At 70.1% G+C, this 16,516-nt stretch carries 11 protein-coding genes, 1 tRNA gene and 1 other RNA gene; 6 read left to right on the top strand and 7 right to left on the bottom strand.

What is annotated here, in order from left to right; genetic code table 11:
• Positions 1-205: 205 nt before the first annotated feature.
• Complete coding sequence (locus J2Y46_RS13795) at positions 206-946, top strand: peptidase M23 (protein WP_310243035.1); 741 nt, start codon at positions 206-208, stop codon at positions 944-946.
• Between the two features lie 25 nt (positions 947-971).
• Here J2Y46_RS13795 and J2Y46_RS13790 read toward each other — a convergent pair whose 3' ends face one another.
• Genes J2Y46_RS13790 through J2Y46_RS13780 form a run of 3 tightly spaced genes read right to left on the bottom strand, consistent with a single transcriptional unit; the run spans position 972 to position 5,615 of the window.
• Entirely contained in the window at positions 972-3,974 is a 3,003-nt protein-coding gene (locus tag J2Y46_RS13790; protein WP_310243033.1) for a bifunctional [glutamine synthetase] adenylyltransferase/[glutamine synthetase]-adenylyl-L-tyrosine phosphorylase, read from the bottom strand.
• 13 nt (positions 3,975-3,987) lie between these two features.
• Complete coding sequence (gene glnA, locus J2Y46_RS13785) at positions 3,988-5,325, bottom strand: type I glutamate--ammonia ligase (RefSeq protein ID WP_045302628.1); 1,338 nt, start codon at positions 5,323-5,325, stop codon at positions 3,988-3,990.
• A 59-nt stretch (positions 5,326-5,384) separates the two neighbouring features.
• Positions 5,385-5,615 (bottom strand): SPOR domain-containing protein, encoded by a 231-nt coding sequence (locus J2Y46_RS13780; protein WP_245619669.1) that lies wholly within the window; start codon positions 5,613-5,615, stop codon positions 5,385-5,387.
• A 94-nt stretch (positions 5,616-5,709) separates the two neighbouring features.
• On the opposite strand from J2Y46_RS13780, the gene ppgK reads away from it, so the two are divergent.
• A complete protein-coding gene (gene ppgK, locus J2Y46_RS13775) occupies positions 5,710-6,474 on the top strand; it encodes a polyphosphate--glucose phosphotransferase (RefSeq protein WP_045302631.1) in 765 nt (254 codons plus the stop codon).
• A 46-nt stretch (positions 6,475-6,520) separates the two neighbouring features.
• On the opposite strand, the gene rnpB is transcribed toward ppgK, so the two are convergent.
• Positions 6,521-6,888, bottom strand: an RNA gene (gene rnpB, locus J2Y46_RS13770) — RNase P RNA component class A.
• A gap of 136 nt (positions 6,889-7,024) precedes the next feature.
• Here rnpB and J2Y46_RS13765 point away from each other — a divergent pair.
• Both J2Y46_RS13765 and J2Y46_RS13760 read left to right on the top strand, forming a co-directional pair.
• On the top strand, positions 7,025-7,666 hold the full coding sequence (locus J2Y46_RS13765; RefSeq protein WP_245619670.1) for an LPXTG cell wall anchor domain-containing protein: 642 nt from the start codon (positions 7,025-7,027) through the stop codon (positions 7,664-7,666).
• Between the two features lie 7 nt (positions 7,667-7,673).
• Entirely contained in the window at positions 7,674-9,452 is a 1,779-nt protein-coding gene (locus J2Y46_RS13760) for a DUF4012 domain-containing protein (RefSeq protein WP_310243078.1), read from the top strand.
• Here J2Y46_RS13760 and J2Y46_RS13755 read toward each other — a convergent pair.
• Both J2Y46_RS13755 and J2Y46_RS13750 read right to left on the bottom strand, forming a co-directional pair.
• Entirely contained in the window at positions 9,442-11,172 is a 1,731-nt protein-coding gene (locus tag J2Y46_RS13755; protein WP_310243026.1) for a bifunctional 3'-5' exonuclease/DNA polymerase, read from the bottom strand. The two genes, J2Y46_RS13760 and J2Y46_RS13755, sit on opposite strands and share 11 nt — an antisense overlap.
• A 21-nt stretch (positions 11,173-11,193) precedes the next feature.
• Positions 11,194-11,925: a C4-type zinc ribbon domain-containing protein gene (locus J2Y46_RS13750; protein WP_310243024.1), complete on the bottom strand. Its 732-nt coding sequence runs from the start codon at positions 11,923-11,925 to the stop codon at positions 11,194-11,196.
• An 89-nt stretch (positions 11,926-12,014) separates the two neighbouring features.
• Here J2Y46_RS13750 and J2Y46_RS13745 point away from each other — a divergent pair, with 89 nt between their 5' ends.
• Positions 12,015-13,559, top strand: a complete 1,545-nt coding sequence (locus J2Y46_RS13745; RefSeq protein WP_310243021.1) for an amino acid permease — start codon at positions 12,015-12,017, stop codon at positions 13,557-13,559.
• A 10-nt stretch (positions 13,560-13,569) separates the two neighbouring features.
• Here J2Y46_RS13745 and J2Y46_RS13740 read toward each other — a convergent pair.
• A tRNA-Val gene (locus J2Y46_RS13740) sits at positions 13,570-13,642 on the bottom strand.
• Between the two features lie 142 nt (positions 13,643-13,784).
• Between J2Y46_RS13740 and aceE the strand changes: the two genes are divergently transcribed.
• On the top strand, positions 13,785-16,514 hold the full coding sequence (aceE, locus tag J2Y46_RS13735; protein WP_045302638.1) for a pyruvate dehydrogenase (acetyl-transferring), homodimeric type: 2,730 nt from the start codon (positions 13,785-13,787) through the stop codon (positions 16,512-16,514).
• Positions 16,515-16,516 lie beyond the last annotated feature (2 nt).

The raw sequence follows: 16,516 nt of genomic DNA, 5'->3' as shown, positions 1-16,516 counted from the left end.
TTCTCAACCGACCCCCCCCCCCCCCCCGGCCGCCCCCCGCTTTTTTTTCTTGTGTTTTCCGCGGGCTTCCCCCCCCCCCCCCCCCCGGGCGCCCCGGGCCCCCCCCCCCCCGCTTCTGTGTTCGCTGGGAGAAGGACGCCGGCACCCTGGGTGCGGCCTAGGCTGAACGAGCGCTCCGCGCTCGGACCGACAGAAGGTGACGACGATGCCCGCCCGCACCACCGCGACGACACGACGACGTCGCGCGCGCCGGACGAAGGCGTCGGCGCGCAGGCGCAGGCCGCAGCGACACGCCCGCCGGCGCGGCCGGCGCGCGGGCGTCGCCCTGGCGATCGCTGTACCGGTGATCCTGTTCGCCGCCTTCCTGGTGGGGGCGGCGATCCTCGCGGGGAGCTTCCGGACGTCGTGGGCGGACGACCTCGCACTCGTCCCTGACGACCGCGCGCCCGCGCCGCCGACGATCGTCGAGCCCGCGGTCGCCGGGTACCGGTTCGAGCAGCTCACGAACGCCTGCACGATCCTGGCCGCAGGCAGGGACCTCGGATTCGACGCACGGGACCAGACCATCGCCGTCATGACCGCGATGGGCGAGTCGTCGTTGCGCAACATCGACTACGGCGACTGGGAGACGAGCGGGGTGACCAACCCCGACGGCTCCCGCACCACTTCGATCGGCCTGTTCCAGCAGCAGGACTCCTGGGGCACGCGCGAAGCGCGCCTGGACCCGTACACGGCCGCGACCGTGTTCTATCGGGCCATGGCCGAGCGCGTGCCCGACCGGGCGGCGGTGGAGCCGACACTCGTCGCGCACCGCACCCAGGTCAACGCCGACCCGGATCACTACGCCCGCCACTGGGATCGCGCGGTCCGCGTGGTGGCGGCCGTCACCGGGAACCCGTTGGACGGCGACCGCATCGACGGCATCCCGCACTGCCCCGGCGTGTGAGCCGCCGCGGGGAGCAGCATCGGGATCAGCCGTAGAAGAGCTTCTCGAAGACGCGACGTGCCCGGCGGGTCGTGCCCAGGTAGTCCTCCTCGACCTCTGTGGCGGATCTGGGCGGGTACTCGAGCAGTCGTCCGATCCCGTCGAGCTTCTTGCGGTCCACGGGGAGCACGTCGCTCGTCTGACCCGAAAGAAGCGTGTTCGCCGAGCGGAGGCGGCTCGCGAGGCGCCAGGCCGCCGCCAGGCGGTCTGCGGCGCTGGCGGGGATGAGCCCGGCGCTCTCGGCGGCGCGGAGCGCACCGAGGGTCGACGTCGTGCGCATCTCGGGCACCGCGTGGGCGTGCTGCAGCTGCAGGAGCTGCACGAGCCACTCGACGTCGCTGAGCGAGCCCGGGCCGAGCTTGAGGTGCCGCGAGGGGTCGACGCCCTGCGGCAGGCGCTCGCTCTCGACCCGCGCCTTGATGCGCTTGATCTCGCGGGTGGCCGCGAGGTCGACACGCTCGGGGTAGCGCACCTGGTCGGCGAGCTTCATGAAGTCGCCGATGAGCTTGACGCTGCCGGCCACCCCTCGCGCCCGCAGCAGCGCCTGAGCCTCCCACGAGAGCGCCCACCGCCGGTAATACTCCTCGTACGCGTCGAGAGAGCGCGCCAGCGGGCCGTTGCGGCCCTCCGGGCGAAGATCGGCGTCCAGCTCGAGCGGCACCCGTTGGTCCTCGGAGTGCGTGCGAAGGGCGGCGACGAGCTTCAGGGCGAGCTCGTGCGCGCGCTGCGGGTCCACGCCGTTCGGACGGTAGACGTACATCACGTCGGCATCCGAGCCGAAGCCGAGCTCCGCACCGCCGAAGCGTCCCATCGCGATGACGGAGAAATCGAGCGCCTCGTCCTCCGCCGGAACGACCTCGCGGCGCACCGCCCGCAACGTCGCCTGGATGGTGACGTCGGTGATCGTCGTGAGGGCGTCCGCGACTTCCTCGATCGTGACGCTTCCGAGGATCGCGCCCATCGCGATGCGCAGCTGCTCGCGGCGCCGGAGCGCCCTCACCGCACGCATCGCGTCGATGACCGTCCTGTGGCGGGTCTGGATAGCCCGCGCCTCCTGCTGCAGCGCGACGCCGGAGCGCGGACGCAGAAGATCGGGATCGTCGAGCCACGCGGCGGATTCGGGGATCCACTCGATGAGCTCGCCCACGTAGCGGGAACCCGACAGCACGCGGGAGAGGCTCTCGGCAGCCCCTGAGGAGTCCCGCAGCATGCGCAGGAACCAGTGCGTGTCGCCGAGCCGCTCGCTCAGCCGGCGGAACGCCAGGAGGCCGTAGTCGGGATCGACGCCGTCGGCGAACCAGCGGATCATGACGGGCATGAGGTGGCGCTGGATCGTCGCCTTGCGGCTCAGGCCGGCTGTGAGGGCGGCGATGTGCCGCAGCGCGCCCGCAGGGTCGGCGAAGCCGATGGCCGCGAGACGGTCGTGCGCCTGCGCCGTCGACAGCACGCGCTCATCGGCCGGAAGGGCGGCGACCGCCGACAGCAGCGGCCGGTAGAAGAGCCGGACGTGGATGTCGCGCACCTCGCGCTTGACCGACTCCCACAGCCCCCAGATCCCCTCGCCGGTCTCGGCGAGGCCGGTCGCGCGTGCGAGGACGCGCAGGTCCTCCGGACGCGACGGCATGAGATGCGTGCGACGCAGCTGGCGCAGCTGCACGCGGTGCTCGAGGAGGCGAAGGACGCGATAGTCGCGCGAGAAGGCGGATGCCTCTGCCCGGCCGATGTACCCCTCGGCGACCAGCGCATCCAGCGCCGCGAGCGTGCCCCGCTGCCGGATGCGGTCGTCCGAGAGACCGTGCACCAGCTGCAGGAGCTGGACGGTGAACTCGATGTCGCGGATGCCGCCCGGGCCGAGCTTGAGTTGATACGGCACGTCTGCGGGCGGGATGTGCTCGGTGACGCGCTCGCGCATGCGCTGCACGCTGTCGACGAAGTTCTCGCGGGCGGCGCTCGTCCACACCTTCGGCTGCACCGCTTCGATGTAGGCCTGCGCGAGGTCCTCGTCGCCCGCGATGGGTCGCGCCTTCAGCAGCGCCTGGAACTCCCAGCTCTTCGCCCAGCGGTCGTAGTACGCCAGGTGGGAGTCGAGCGTTCGCACCAGGGCGCCCTGCTTGCCCTCGGGACGCAGGTTGGCGTCGACCTCCCACAGCCCGGGCTCGATCTCGACGCCGGAGATCCCGCGCATCGTCTGGACCGCGAGCCGCGTGGCGATGTCGACGATGCGACTCTCACCGAACTCTTCGATCGCATCGTCGCCGCCGCCTCCCACGAAGATGACGTCCACATCGCTGACGTAGTTGAGCTCGCGCGCGCCGGTCTTGCCCATGCCGATGATCGCGAGCTTCGTGCGCGCCACCTGGTCGCGCGGGAACAGCCCGGCGCCGACGGCGCCTCCTGATACACGGGTGCGGGCGACCGCGAGGGATGCCTCGAGCGCCGCGCCTGCGGCATCCGCGAGTCGTGCCGACACCGCTGCCACCTGGTCGACCGGTGCCGGGCTCAGGAGATCGTACGCGGCGATCCGGGCGAGCATGCGGCGGTATCGCACCCGCAGTGCCACCCAGGCGCTCTCGTCGCCGTCTGCGGCGAACCCGTCCACCGCACCGATCGACTCGAGCAGCTCCGCGCGCAGCTCGTCGGGGGTGGGCAGCCGCTCCCCCGCATCGGCGAGCTGGTCGATCTCGGCGGGGTGTCGGAAGAAGAACTCTCCGAAGCCGGTCGATGCGCCCAGCAGCGCCCACAGCGCGCGCCATGCCGCGGGCCGTTCGCGAGCCCGGTGGACGGGCGCGGCGTCCCGACGCGCGAGCCGCACCAGGGCCTGCAGCGCCTCGTCGGGATCCGCGGCGTCGACGGCTCCCTCGAGCAGCGCGTCCCGCGGTGCGCCGATGAGCTCGGAGAGTTCGGCGAGCAGCGCCTCCGCCTCGGCGAGACGGCTGAAGCCCAGGCGCGCGAGCGGGGTCAGAGAAGCCGGCCGGTCGCTCGCAGACATGCGTGAGCCGGTCTCAGAGCATCTCGAGGTTGCTCTTGAGCTCGAACGGGGTCACCTGCGAGCGGTACTCCTGCCACTCGCGGCGCTTGTTGAGCAGCACGTAGTTGAAGACCTGCTCGCCGAGCGTCTCGGCGACCAGCTCGGATTCCTCCATGTACTCCAGCGCGTGGTCGAGGCTCGCGGGCAGCGGGGCGTAACCGAGAGCCCGGCGCTCAGCATCCGTCAGCGACCAGACGTTGTCCTCCGCCTCGGGCGGGAGCTCGTACTCGTTCTCGATGCCCTTCAAACCGGCTGCCAGCATGAGCGCGAACGACAGGTACGGGTTCGCGGCCGAGTCGAGGGCGCGGTACTCGACGCGCGACGACTGGCCCTTGCTGGGCTTGTACAGCGGTACGCGCACGAGCGCCGAACGGTTGTTGTGGCCCCAGCAGATGAAGCTCGGCGCCTCGTCGCCGCCCCATAGGCGCTTGTACGAGTTGACGAACTGGTTCGTCACGGCCGAGATCTCGTTCGCGTGGCGCAGCAGGCCGGCGATGAACTGACGGCCGACCTTCGACAGCTGGTACTGCGCGCCCTCTTCGTAGAACGCGTTGACGTCGCCCTCGAACAGCGACATGTGCGTGTGCATGCCGCTGCCGGGCTTGCCCGTCATCGGCTTCGGCATGAAGGTCGCGTAGACGCCCTGTTCGATGGCGACCTCTTTGATGACGGTGCGGAACGTCATGATGTTGTCGGCCGTGGTGAGGGCGTCCGCATAGCGGAGGTCGATCTCGTTCTGACCGGGGCCGCCCTCGTGGTGGCTGAACTCCACCGAGATGCCGAGGTCTTCGAGCATGCGGACCGAACGGCGGCGGAAGTCGTGGGCGGTGCCGCCCGGGACGTTGTCGAAGTAGCCGGCGGAATCGACCGGCTCGGGACCCTCGGTGCCGAACGACGATGACTTCAGCAGGTAGAACTCGATCTCGGGGTGCGTGTAGAACGTGAACCCCGCGTCGGCGGCCTTCGCGAGCGTCCGCTTGAGGACGTGGCGCGGATCGGCGACGGCCGGCTGCCCGTCGGGCGTGGTGATGTCGCAGAACATGCGCGCGGTCGGGTCGATCTCGCCGCGCCAGGGCAGGGTCTGGAACGTGGTCGGGTCGGGGTGGGCCAGGAGGTCCGACTCGTAGGAGCGTGTCAGGCCCTCGATCGCCGAGCCGTCGAATCCGAGGCCCTCGCTGAACGCGCCCTCGACCTCCGCGGGGGCGATGGCGACGGACTTCAGCGTGCCGATCACGTCTGTGAACCACAGCCGTACGAACTTCACGCCTCGTTCTTCGATGGTCCTCAGAACGAAGTCACGCTGCTTGTCCATCGCGTCCTCTCCGGTGCCGGATCGCCCGAGGTGTCTCTACGACCGCGGTGAAAGCCAGACTACTGGTCCTCGCCGCCCTCGCCGGACACCGTGTCGGAGCTCCAGGAGTCCTCGCGCGCCTCCTCCGCCGCCCAGGCGCGTGAGCGCTCCTTGATGACCTCGGGGGCGCTGGCGGCCTCCTCTGGAGTGTCGAAGGGGCCGGCGCGGTCGGGTGCGGGCGATTCGAAGCCCTTCTCGACCTCACCTGTCTTGAGGTTGTACCAGTACTTGTCGCTGCCGCTCGTCATCATGCACACTCCTCGCTCCGCGGGCTGGTCGCCGTGAGCACGATCCTACTGACGCCCGCCTCGTCGGCGACTGCGTCGGCGTCGATAGGCTGTCGACATGGCATCTGACGCGGCACGCGCCGTCGGCGTGGACATCGGCGGTACCGGAATCAAGGCGGGGATCGTCGATCTCGACAAGGGCGAACTCGTCAGCGACCGCGTGAAGGTCGCGACGCCGGCTGGGGCGCACCCGCCGGACGTCCTCGCTGCGGTGCGGGAGGTGCTGTCGACCCTGGGCGTCGCCGACGACCAGTCGGTTGCGCTCGGAGTGGCGTTCCCCGCGATCGTCAAGAACGGGCGCACGCTGTCGGCCGCCAACGTGTCCGAGCAGTGGATCGATTTCGAGGCCGAGAAGTTCTTCGAGGACGGCCTGGGCCGCGACATCCACTTCGCGAACGACGCGGATGTCGCCGGGGTCGCCGAGGTGCGCTACGGCGCCGCGAAGGATCAGCCCGGGCTCACGATCCTCACGACGCTCGGCACGGGCATCGGTTCGGCGCTGCTGTACGACGGCGTGCTGGTGCCGAACTCCGAGCTCGGTCACGTGCAGCGTGCCCGGCACGGGAAGGATGCCGAGGCCTACGCCGCATACTCAGCCATGGAGCGCCACCACCTCTCGTGGGAGCAGTGGGCGAAGCGGCTGCAGTGGTACTACAGCCACATCGAGTTCCTCTTCAGCCCGGACCTGTTCGTCGTGGGCGGCGGCGTGTCGAAGCACGCCGACAAGTTCCTCCACCTGCTCGACCTCACGACGCCGATCGTGCCCGCGGTGCACCGCAACAACGCGGGGATCATCGGCGCCGCGGCGCTCGCGCGCGGCTGACACCGCGTCGTCGCCGGCCCGCGACGACGCACAGTGGCGGAGAGGGCGAATGGGCCGGCCTGTACGCCGGGTTCTGTCCGGGGGCGTGAGCCCCGTGGACGGTCATCTCTCTCGGCGACACGTTGCCGTGCCGCTCCAGCGGCCTACCCGGGGACTCGGCGGGCCGCGTCGTCATCCCCTGTCTGGCCTTGCTCCGGGCGAGGTTTACCGTGCGGGCCGTGTCACCACGACCCCGGTGGTCTCTTGCACCACCCTTTCACCCTTACCCGGCCGAAGCCGGGCGGTCTGCTCTCTGTGGCACTGTCTCGCGGATCGCTCCGGGTGGGTGTTACCCACCGCCCTGCCCTGTGGAGCCCGGACGTTCCTCGGCGCGTGGCGGCGAACCGCCCGCGACGCGACCGTCCAGCCGACCCATTCGCTTGCCTGATCTTAGGCCAAGCCGAACAAACCCACACGCGGAGGTGCTGTCACGCGACCGCTCGATGGAGTAGAGTCAGCTTCACGATCCTTCTGGGGAGTTGGGTCGATCATGCCTGCTGGGGAGGCAACTGTGAAGCGACCATTCTTTCTCGCGCTTGCTGTCGCGGCCGTCGTCGCACTCGGTGCGCCCGCGGCTGCCTACGCGGAGCCCGACGACTATACGCCGACCAATCCGGCGACACCCACTCTCGCGGGCTCGACTGCGGTCGGCATCTGCGAGAAGGACGCACCGTGGATCGCGTACAACGTGACCCTGATCGATCCCGACGCCCAGGCGACGAGCAACGAAGCCAGGCTCGTCATCACCGACGGCACCAACACGTCGACCATCGTGCTCGGCACTCTCGTCAACGGGAGCCTGTCGGGTCGTGTCCTCTGGCCGGGCGCGTCGGTGAACGCGGCCGGCGAAGCCACAGGATGGCCTGGATGGGCGTTCGAGAACGGACAGTGGGTCGAGGTGCCAGGGAACTTCCGCTGGACGCGCGGAGACATCACCGCCACCATCGAGGTCAACCCGTCGCTCGTGGTGCCGCTGTCGTATCCGCCGGCGACGCCGCAATGTTCGGCGAACCCCCACAATCCCTCGACCGCGTCGCTCCCGGCGACCGGCATGACGGCAGCCGTCGGTCCCATTGCGATCGCCGGCGGTGCGGCGCTCGCGGTCGGCCTCGGCTTCCTCCTGGTCGTTCGACGGCGCTCCGCGCGACGCTGAGGTGACGATGTCCACGGCGATGGGGGCGCCGCGGAAGACTCGCCGCTGGATCCTGATCGGTGTCGTATCGCTCGGGTTGCTGGTGCTCGTCTTCGCCGGCTGGGTCGGGTTCCGCATCTGGTCGGTCAAGGTCGAACTGGACGGTCTCATCCCGGTCGCCCAGCAGGCGCGAGAAGCGATCGAGAGCGGCGATCTGGGTCGTCTTGCCTCGGTGACGGATGATCTGTCGGCCGGAGCGGATCGCGCTGCCGGGGCGACGAGCGATCCGGCGTGGAGAGTGGCGGAGGCCATCCCCGGCATCGGGTCCAACCTCGTCGCGGTCAGGGTGGTGGCGGAGGAACTCGGCGACATCTCGGGCGCGGCCCCGGGTGTCCTCACGGCCGCCGAGACACTCGCGAGGCGGGCCCCGGGGACGCTCGTCGACACGGCCGCGCTGGCGGCAGGAGAAGCGCAGCTCGCCGAGTCGGCTCGGGCTCTCGCCTCCTCGGCGAAAGCACTCCACGCGCTGGACGTCGATTCGCTCGTCTCCCCGGTGGCCAAAGGCGTCACGCAGGTTCGAGACGCTGTCGATGCGCTCGCTCCGGTCGCCGAGACCGCTGCCGGGGCGGCGCGAGTCCTTCCCACGGCTCTCGGGGGTGACGGACCTCGCTCGATCCTCCTCCTTGTGCAGAACCCGGCCGAGTTGCGCACAGGCGGCGGCATCTCGGGCAGTTTCGTCGAGCTGCGGGCGGAGGACGGACGGCTGACGCTCGTCGACCAGGCGGACTCGTCCGAGTTCCCGCGAAGGGAGACGCCGATCGTCGCAGTTGCGCAGCCGACAACCGCTTTGTACGGCGACGGCGTCGGCCGATACGTCCAGAACGCTTCGATGACGCCGGACTTCGCCGTCTCCGGCCAGTTGGCCTCGGCATGGTGGGCGAGTCTGACCGGGCACACACCTGACATGGTCATCGCTGTGGACCCGTATGTCCTGCAGGCGCTGCTGTCGGTGACCGGGCCGGTCGCTCTGCCGTCCGGGCAGGTGCTCGACGCCGGTAACGTGCTCGATGCGCTCCTCGTGCAGCCCTACCTCTCGATGTCATCGGACGATCAGACAGAGCTCTTCTCGGCGGCCGTCGAAGCGGTCTTCGGACGCATCTCGGACGGCACGCTGGACGCGCTGGCCCTCTTGAGCGCCGTCGAGGAGCCCGCCGCAGAAGGTCGGATCTCAGTGTGGAGCGCACATGCCGATGAGCAGGCGGTGTTCGCCGGCTCCCCCATCGGCGGAGCAACGGCCCGGCAGCGCGCCGCTGGCGCGGGCGCCTTCGCCGTCTACTTCAACGACGCGACGGGCGGAAAGATGGCGAGCTACCTCGACGTCGCCATCGAGAGCAGCACCGTCGATTGTCGTTCGGACGATCTGGCTGAAGTGGCCGTGACGGTGACCATGGGCAGCCACGCGCCGGTCGACGTCGGGTCGCTCCCCGTGAGCGTCACGGGCGGCGGACTGTTCGGCGTCGGAGCCGGTGACATCGGCACGAACGTCACGGTCGTCGCACCCGAGGGGTCGTTCGTCGGCGGGGTGGTCGTGAAGGATGAGCCCTACCCCGCTGCGACGGCGATCTCTGAGGGCCGCGCCGCGAGTACCGCCAGAGTCAATCTGTCGCCCGACGAAGTCAACGTGCTCGAGTTTCACTTTCTGATTCCTCGCGGCGACTCCGACGCGCAGGCGATCGTGCACACACCGCTGATGAACCCGCCGCAGGTCCGCGTCGGCGAAGGCTGCGGCGCGGGCGTCAGTCCTTGAGCGCGGTCTCGGCGATGCGCACGTCCAGCCGGAAGTCGAGCGGGAAGCCACCGAAGAGCAGGTGCGCAGCCGTGGCCGCGGCATCCGTCACCGCCTGAGCGGCGGCATCCGCGTGCTCCTCGGGGGTGTGCACGATCACCTCGTCGTGGAGGAAGAAGGCGAGATGCGGCCGTCGCGCGAACGCAGGGCCTGAGCGCGGCGCGGCGCGCTCAGCAGGCACGGCCGGGAGGGCGGCCAGACGCCCGCGGAGGTCGGCGAGCCACGCGAGCGCCCACTCGGCGGCGGTACCCTGCACGACGAAGTTCCGGGTGAAGCGGCCCCGATCGCGGGCCCAGCGCCGGGCGCGGGTCTCGTCGGCTCCGGATGCCTCGGCCTCGGTCGCGCGCGACTGCGCGGCCGACCACTCCGGCGACGGGGCGGGCGACGTGCGGCCGAGCCACGTCGAGACGATGCCGCCGTCCTCGCCGGTGCGCGCGGCATCGTCGACGAGCGCCATCGCCCGCGGGTACGCGCGACGCAGGCGCGGGACCAGCCTGCCGGACTCCCCCGTCGTGGCGCCGTACATCGCGCCGAGGATCGCGATCTTCGCCTCCTGCCGGGTCGCCACCGCGCCGCTGTCGACGATCCCGGCGTAGAGGTCCCGTCCGCGTGCGGCAGCCGCGAGCGCGGTGTCGCCCGACATCGCCGCGAGCACGCGCGGCTCGAGCTGCGCGACGTCGGCGACGACGAGCCGCCAGCCAGGGTCGGCGCGCACGGCCTCGCGCAGCTGGCGCGGCAGTTGCAGCGCTCCCCCGCCCGATGACGCCCAGCGCCCGGTGACGACGCCGCCCGGCACGAAGACGGGGCGGAACCGGCCGTCGGCGACCCACTCGGCCAGCCACGTCCATCCGTTCGCCGACAGCAGCCGCGAGAGCTTCTTGTACTCGAGGAGAGGTTCGATGACGGGATGCCGCTGCTCGGCGAGCTCCCATCGGCTCGTGGAATCGACGAGCACGCCGGCGCGGTGCAGCGACCGCAGCAGCTTCGGCTGCGAGTCGAGGCTCGCCGCGGGGTCGCCGAGTGCCGCGCGGACCCGCTCCGCCGAGGCGGCGAGCTTGGCGGGCTGCGCGCCGCCAGGTCGGCGCTCCCCCAGCGTCTCGACGAGGATGCGGTCGTGCGCCTCGGCGTCCCACGGGAGTCCCGCGGCGCGCATCTCGGCGGCCACGAGCGCGCCCGCCGACTCGGCCGCCGTCAGCAGCCGCAGGCGGCCGGGCGCGGCGCAGTCGGCGATCGCGTCCCGCTGCCGCGCGAACTCGGCCAGCGCCGCGTCGGCGTCCGGGGGCGGACCGGAGGGGCGTCCGACAGCGTCCAGCTCGAAGAGGGTGGGCGCGGCCGCTTCGGCGTCGACGTGCGGGGCGGCATCCCATTCCCGCGACCGTCTCACCGCTGCCGTCTCGGAGACCAGTGCCGACTCGCGCAGGATCGCGTGGCACAGGCGGAGGTCATGGCACCGGGCCACGCGGACGCCGTCGGCGAGCAGCGCGGCATACCACTGCGGGGTGTCGTGCCAGACCCACCGGGGCGCCCAGCGGACCTCGGCATCCGAGATCCACGACGTCAGCGCGCCTCTTTCGACCTCGTCACGCCCGAACTCCTCGGCGTTCGCGTCGAGCAGGATGACGGCGGCACCGCGTCCGGTCCGCCCGAGGACGATCCAGCCCGGGGCCTCAGACACGCCCACCGCAGAGAGTGCCTGCCGCCGTCACAGTCCGGATTCGTCGTCGCGCACGAGGATGCAGCCGCACTCGGGGCACATCACGACATCGTCCTCGCCCGCCTGGCGCAGCACGTGCAGGTCGGTGCCCGCGAGAACCATGTGGCATCCCTCGCACGTGCGACGGCGCAGGAACGCGGCACCGGCGCTGCGGACGGCGAGGCGGTCGTACAGGGCGAGCAGGTCGGCCGGGACGCTGCCGGCGACGGCCGCGCGGTCACGCGTGGCGGCATCGAAGGCCGCGGTCGCCTCGGCGACAGCCCGCTTGCCCTCGGCGCTCAGCTCGGCGCCCTCGGCGTTGGTCGCCGCGATGATGGCCTCCTGCTCGGCGACGGCGGCGTCGGCGATCTCGAGCCGCTCCATGACGGCGAGCTCCGCGTCTTCGAGGTCGCTCTTGCGCCGGGCGAGGGCGGTCAGTTCGCTCTCGAGCCCCTGGGCCTCCTTCGAGTTCGTCGAGGCGGCGAGACGGTCCGAGTCGCGGGCTGCGCGAGCGTCGACGACGGCGACGTCGGACTCGATGCGCGACAGCTCGGTGCGCAGATCGTCACGGGCGCCGAGGCGCGTGCCGAGCTCCTGCGAGAGCTCTTGACGACGGCCCAGCAGCTCCTGAACGCGACCGGCCTGGGGCGGATTCTTGCGGGCGTTGTCGGCCTGGCGGATGCGGGCGTCGAGCTGGGCGACCTCGACGAGGCGGCGCTGGTCTGCGGGGCTGGCGTTCACGTCACCAACCTACCGTCAGGCATCGACGGCGCGAGCGGTGGCGACTAGCATTCGACGACCGGCCCTTCCGAAGACGAAAGGCGCGCACCATGGGCGTTCTCCGCACAAAGTCCGTCGAGCAGTCGATCGCCGACACCGACGAACCGGAATTCCGACTGAAGAAGTCCCTGACGGCCCTCGACCTCACCGTCTTCGGCATCGGCGTCGTGATCGGCGCCGGCATCTTCACCCTCACCGGCCGTGCCGCGCACGAGGTCGCGGGCCCGGCGATAGTGATCAGCTTCGTGGTGGCCGCGATCGCCTGCACGCTCGCGGCGCTCTGCTACGCCGAGTTCGCGTCGACCGTGCCCGTGTCGGGCTCCGCCTACACGTTCTCCTACTCCTCCCTCGGCGAGCTGTTCGCCTGGATCATCGGGTGGGACCTCATCCTCGAGATGTTCCTGGGCGCGAGCGTTGTCGCGCAGGGATGGAGCGCGTATCTCGGCACGCTTTTCGAGCAGCTCGGGATGCCGATCCCGGCCGAGATCGGATACGGCGGCACCGTCGATCTGATGGCGATCCTGCTCGTCCTCGTGCTCGGCGGCCTGATGACGTTCGGCATCAAGGAATCGTTGCGCGTGAACATGGTGCTCGTCGCCGTGAAGCTCTTCATCGTGCTGTTCGTGATCGTCGCCGGCCTCCTGTTCGTGAACCCGGCGAACTGGTCGCCTTTCGTCCCGGCGCCCGCACCGAGGGACACCGCGACGGGATTGAGCCAGCCGCTGCTGCAATTCTTCTCCGGCATCGAGCCGACGGCGTTCGGCGTCGGAGGTATCTTCGCCGGCGCCGCGCTCGTGTTCTTCGCCTACATCGGGTTCGACGTCGTCGCGACCACGGCCGAGGAGACGCGGAACCCGCAGCGCGACCTGCCGATCGGCATCATCGCGTCGCTGGTGATCTGCACGCTGCTGTACTGCGCCGTCGCGCTCGTGGTGACGGGGATGGTGCCCTATCAGGACCTCGACCCGGCGGCCGCCCTCGCCAACGCGTTCGCATTCCACGGCGCGACCTGGATGGCGACGCTGATCTCGGCTGGAGCCGTGGCCGGTCTCACCACGGTCGTGCTCACGCTGCTGATCGGGGCGACGCGCATCATCTTCGCGATGTCGCGCGACGCGCTCCTGCCTGTTCGGCTCGCGAAGGTGCACCCGCGGTTCCGCACTCCGTGGATCATCTCGATCCTCGTCACGATCATCGTCGCCGTCGTCGCAGGCTTCACCCCGATCGGGCTGCTCGAAGAGATGGTCAACATCGGCACACTCTCGGCGTTCGTGCTCGTGTCGATCGGCGTCATCGTGCTGCGGCGCAAGCGCCCGGACCTTCACCGCAGCTTCCGCGTGCCGCTGAACCCGTGGCTGCCGGGGCTGTCCGCCGCGATCTGCGTCTATCTGATGCTCAACCTCACCGTGGAGACGTGGCTGCGATTCCTGGTGTGGCTCGTCATCGGCTTCGTCATCTACTTCGCGTACTCCCACCGGCACTCCAGGATCGGCCAGCCCGGCTACGAGGAGTTCGCGCTGCCGCACGTCGTCTCGCACCATCACGACGACGGCGATCGGGGCGGAGACGCCGATCCGCGAGCGGATCGGCCCTGAAGAACTTCGGTGGGCCCTGCCGGGATCGAACCGACGACATCCACGGTGTAAACGTGGCGCTCTACCAGCTGAGCTAAAGGCCCTCGCGGCCAGTCTACGAGGTGCGTCCGGACGGTCTCGAACTCGCTAGGCTGGCAGTTGGTGCGTTTGTGCAGGGCAGACAACGCCCGCGCCGCTCCGGTAGCGATTACCTGGCACGATCTGCCAGACGACGAAAGGTCTTCTGTGACTGTCAACGATCAGGATCCGTACTCGCAGGAACCCCTCGACAGCGATCCCGATGAGACCTCCGAGTGGCAGGAGTCCCTCCAGCAGCTCGTGCAGGCGAAGGGCCACGGACGTGGCCGCGAGATCATGCTGAGCCTGCTGCAGACCTCCCACGAGCTGCAGCTCAACGTTCCGCAGGTTCCCACGACGGACTACATCAACACGATCGCCCCCGAGAACGAGCCCGAGTTCCCGGGCGACGAGGAGCTCGAGCGCCGGTACCGCCGGTGGATCCGCTGGAACGCCGCGGTCACGGTGCACCGCGCCCAGCGTCCCGGCATCGGCGTGGGCGGCCACATCTCGACGTACGCGTCGTCCGCGTCGCTGTACGAGGTCGGCTTCAACCACTTCTTCCGTGGTCTCGACGACCCGACCGGCGGCGACCAGATCTTCATCCAGGGTCACGCCTCCCCCGGCATCTACGCCCGCTCCTTCCTCGAGGGCCGCCTGAGCTCCGAGCAGCTCGACGGCTTCCGCCAGGAGAAGTCGAAGGCACCCCACGCGCTTCCGTCCTACCCGCACCCGCGCCTCATGCCGGAGTACTGGCAGTTCCCGACGGTGTCGATGGGTCTCGGACCGATCAACGCCATCTACCAGGCGATGTCGAACAAGTACCTCACCAACCGCGGCATCAAGGACCTGTCGAACTCGCACGTCTGGGCATTCCTCGGCGACGGCGAGATGGACGAGGTCGAGAGCCGCGGTCAGCTGCAGGTCGCGGCGAACGAGGGTCTGGACAACCTCACGTTCGTCGTCAACTGCAACCTCCAGCGCCTCGACGGCCCGGTGCGCGGCAACGGCAAGATCATCCAGGAGCTCGAGAGCTTCTTCCGCGGGGCGGGCTGGAACGTCATCAAGGTGGTCTGGGGCAGCGGGTGGGACGAGCTTCTCGCCAAGGACACCGACGGCGCCCTCGTGCACCTCATGAACACCACGCCGGACGGCGATTTCCAGACGTACCGCGCGGAGGACGGCGCGTTCATCCGCGAGCACTTCTTCGGGCGCGACGAGCGCACGGCGGCTCTCGTGAAGGACTGGTCGGACGACGACATCTGGGGCAAGCTCCGCCGCGGCGGCCTCGACTACCGCAAGGTCTACGGCGCGTACAAGGCCGCCACCGAGCACAAGGGCCAGCCCACCGTGATCCTCGCCAAGACGATCAAGGGCTACGGCCTCGGGCATCACTTCGAGGGCCGCAACGCGACCCACCAGATGAAGAAGATGACCCTGCAGGACCTCAAGTACTTCCGCGACTCGATGCGGATCCCGGTCTCGGACGCGCAGCTCGAGGAGAACCCGTACCTGCCGCCGTACTACAACCCCGGCTCGAACGACGAGACGATCCAGTACATGCTGGAGCGTCGTCGCGCGCTGGGCGGCTTCCTCCCGGAGCGCCGCTCGCACCACGTCGGGCTGCAGCTGCCGGGCGACGACGCGTACGCGCTGCCGAAGAAGGGCTCGGGCACGCAGGAGATCGCCACGACGATGGCGTTCGTGCGTCTGCTCAAGGACCTCCTCCGCGCGAAGGACTTCGGCCACCGCATCGTGCCGATCATCCCCGACGAGGCCCGCACCTTCGGCATGGACGCGTTCTTCCCCTCGGCGAAGATCTACAACCCGCACGGCCAGAACTACACGTCGGTCGACCGTGAGCTGCTCCTGGCCTACAAGGAGAGCCCGCAGGGCCAGATCGTCCACGTCGGCATCAACGAGGCGGGCGCGGTCGCCGCGTTCACCGCGGCGGGCACCTCGTACGCCACGCACGGCGAGCCGCTCATCCCGGTGTACGTCTTCTATTCGATGTTCGGGTTCCAGCGCACCGGCGACGCGCAGTGGGCGGCGGGCGATCAGATGGCGCGCGGCTTCATCATCGGTGCCACCGCCGGACGCACGACGCTGACCGGTGAGGGCCTCCAGCACGCCGACGGCCACTCGCTGCTGCTCGCCTCGACCAACCCGGCGACCGTGTCGTACGACCCGGCCTATGGGTACGAGATCGCGCACATCGTCCGCTCGGGCATCGAGCGCATGTACGGCGGCAACCACCCCGACCCCAACGTCATGTACTACCTCACGGTGTACAACGAGCCGCTGGTGCAGCCGGCCGAGCCCGAGGGTGTGGACGTCGACGGCATCGTGCGCGGCATCCACCGCGTCTCGACCGCCGAGGGCGAGGGCCCGAAGGCTCAGCTCCTCGCCTCGGGCGTGGGAGTGCCGTGGGCGCTCGAGGCGCAGCAGCTGCTGCGCGACGACTGGGGCGTGCAGGCCGACGTCTGGTCGGTCACCTCGTGGAGCGAGCTGCGACGCGACGGGCTCGCCGCCGACGAGCACAACTTCCTCCACCCGGAGGAGGAGCCGCACACCGCCTACCTGACCGAGAAGCTGAAGGACGCGGCCGGCCCCGTGGTCGCGGTCAGCGACTTCATGCACGCGGTCCAGGACCAGATCCGTCCGTGGGTTCCGAACCGCTTCGCGACGCTCGGTGCCGACGGCTTCGGCTTCTCCGACACGCGCGCCGCGGCCCGTCGCTTCTTCAAGATCGACGGCCCTTCGGTCGCGGTCCGTACGCTCCAGGCTCTGGCCGAAGAGGGTGCCGTCGACCGCAGCCTCGCCGCGCAGGCCATCCAGAAGTACCGCCTGCACGACGTGACCGCCGGCACGAGCGGGAACGCGGGCGGCGAGAGCTGACC

This window comes from Microbacterium sp. BE35, assembly GCF_031457705.1.
In the GTDB taxonomy this organism is placed as follows: domain Bacteria; phylum Actinomycetota; class Actinomycetes; order Actinomycetales; family Microbacteriaceae; genus Microbacterium; species Microbacterium trichothecenolyticum.
This window is presented reverse-complemented; position numbering and strand designations above follow the sequence as displayed.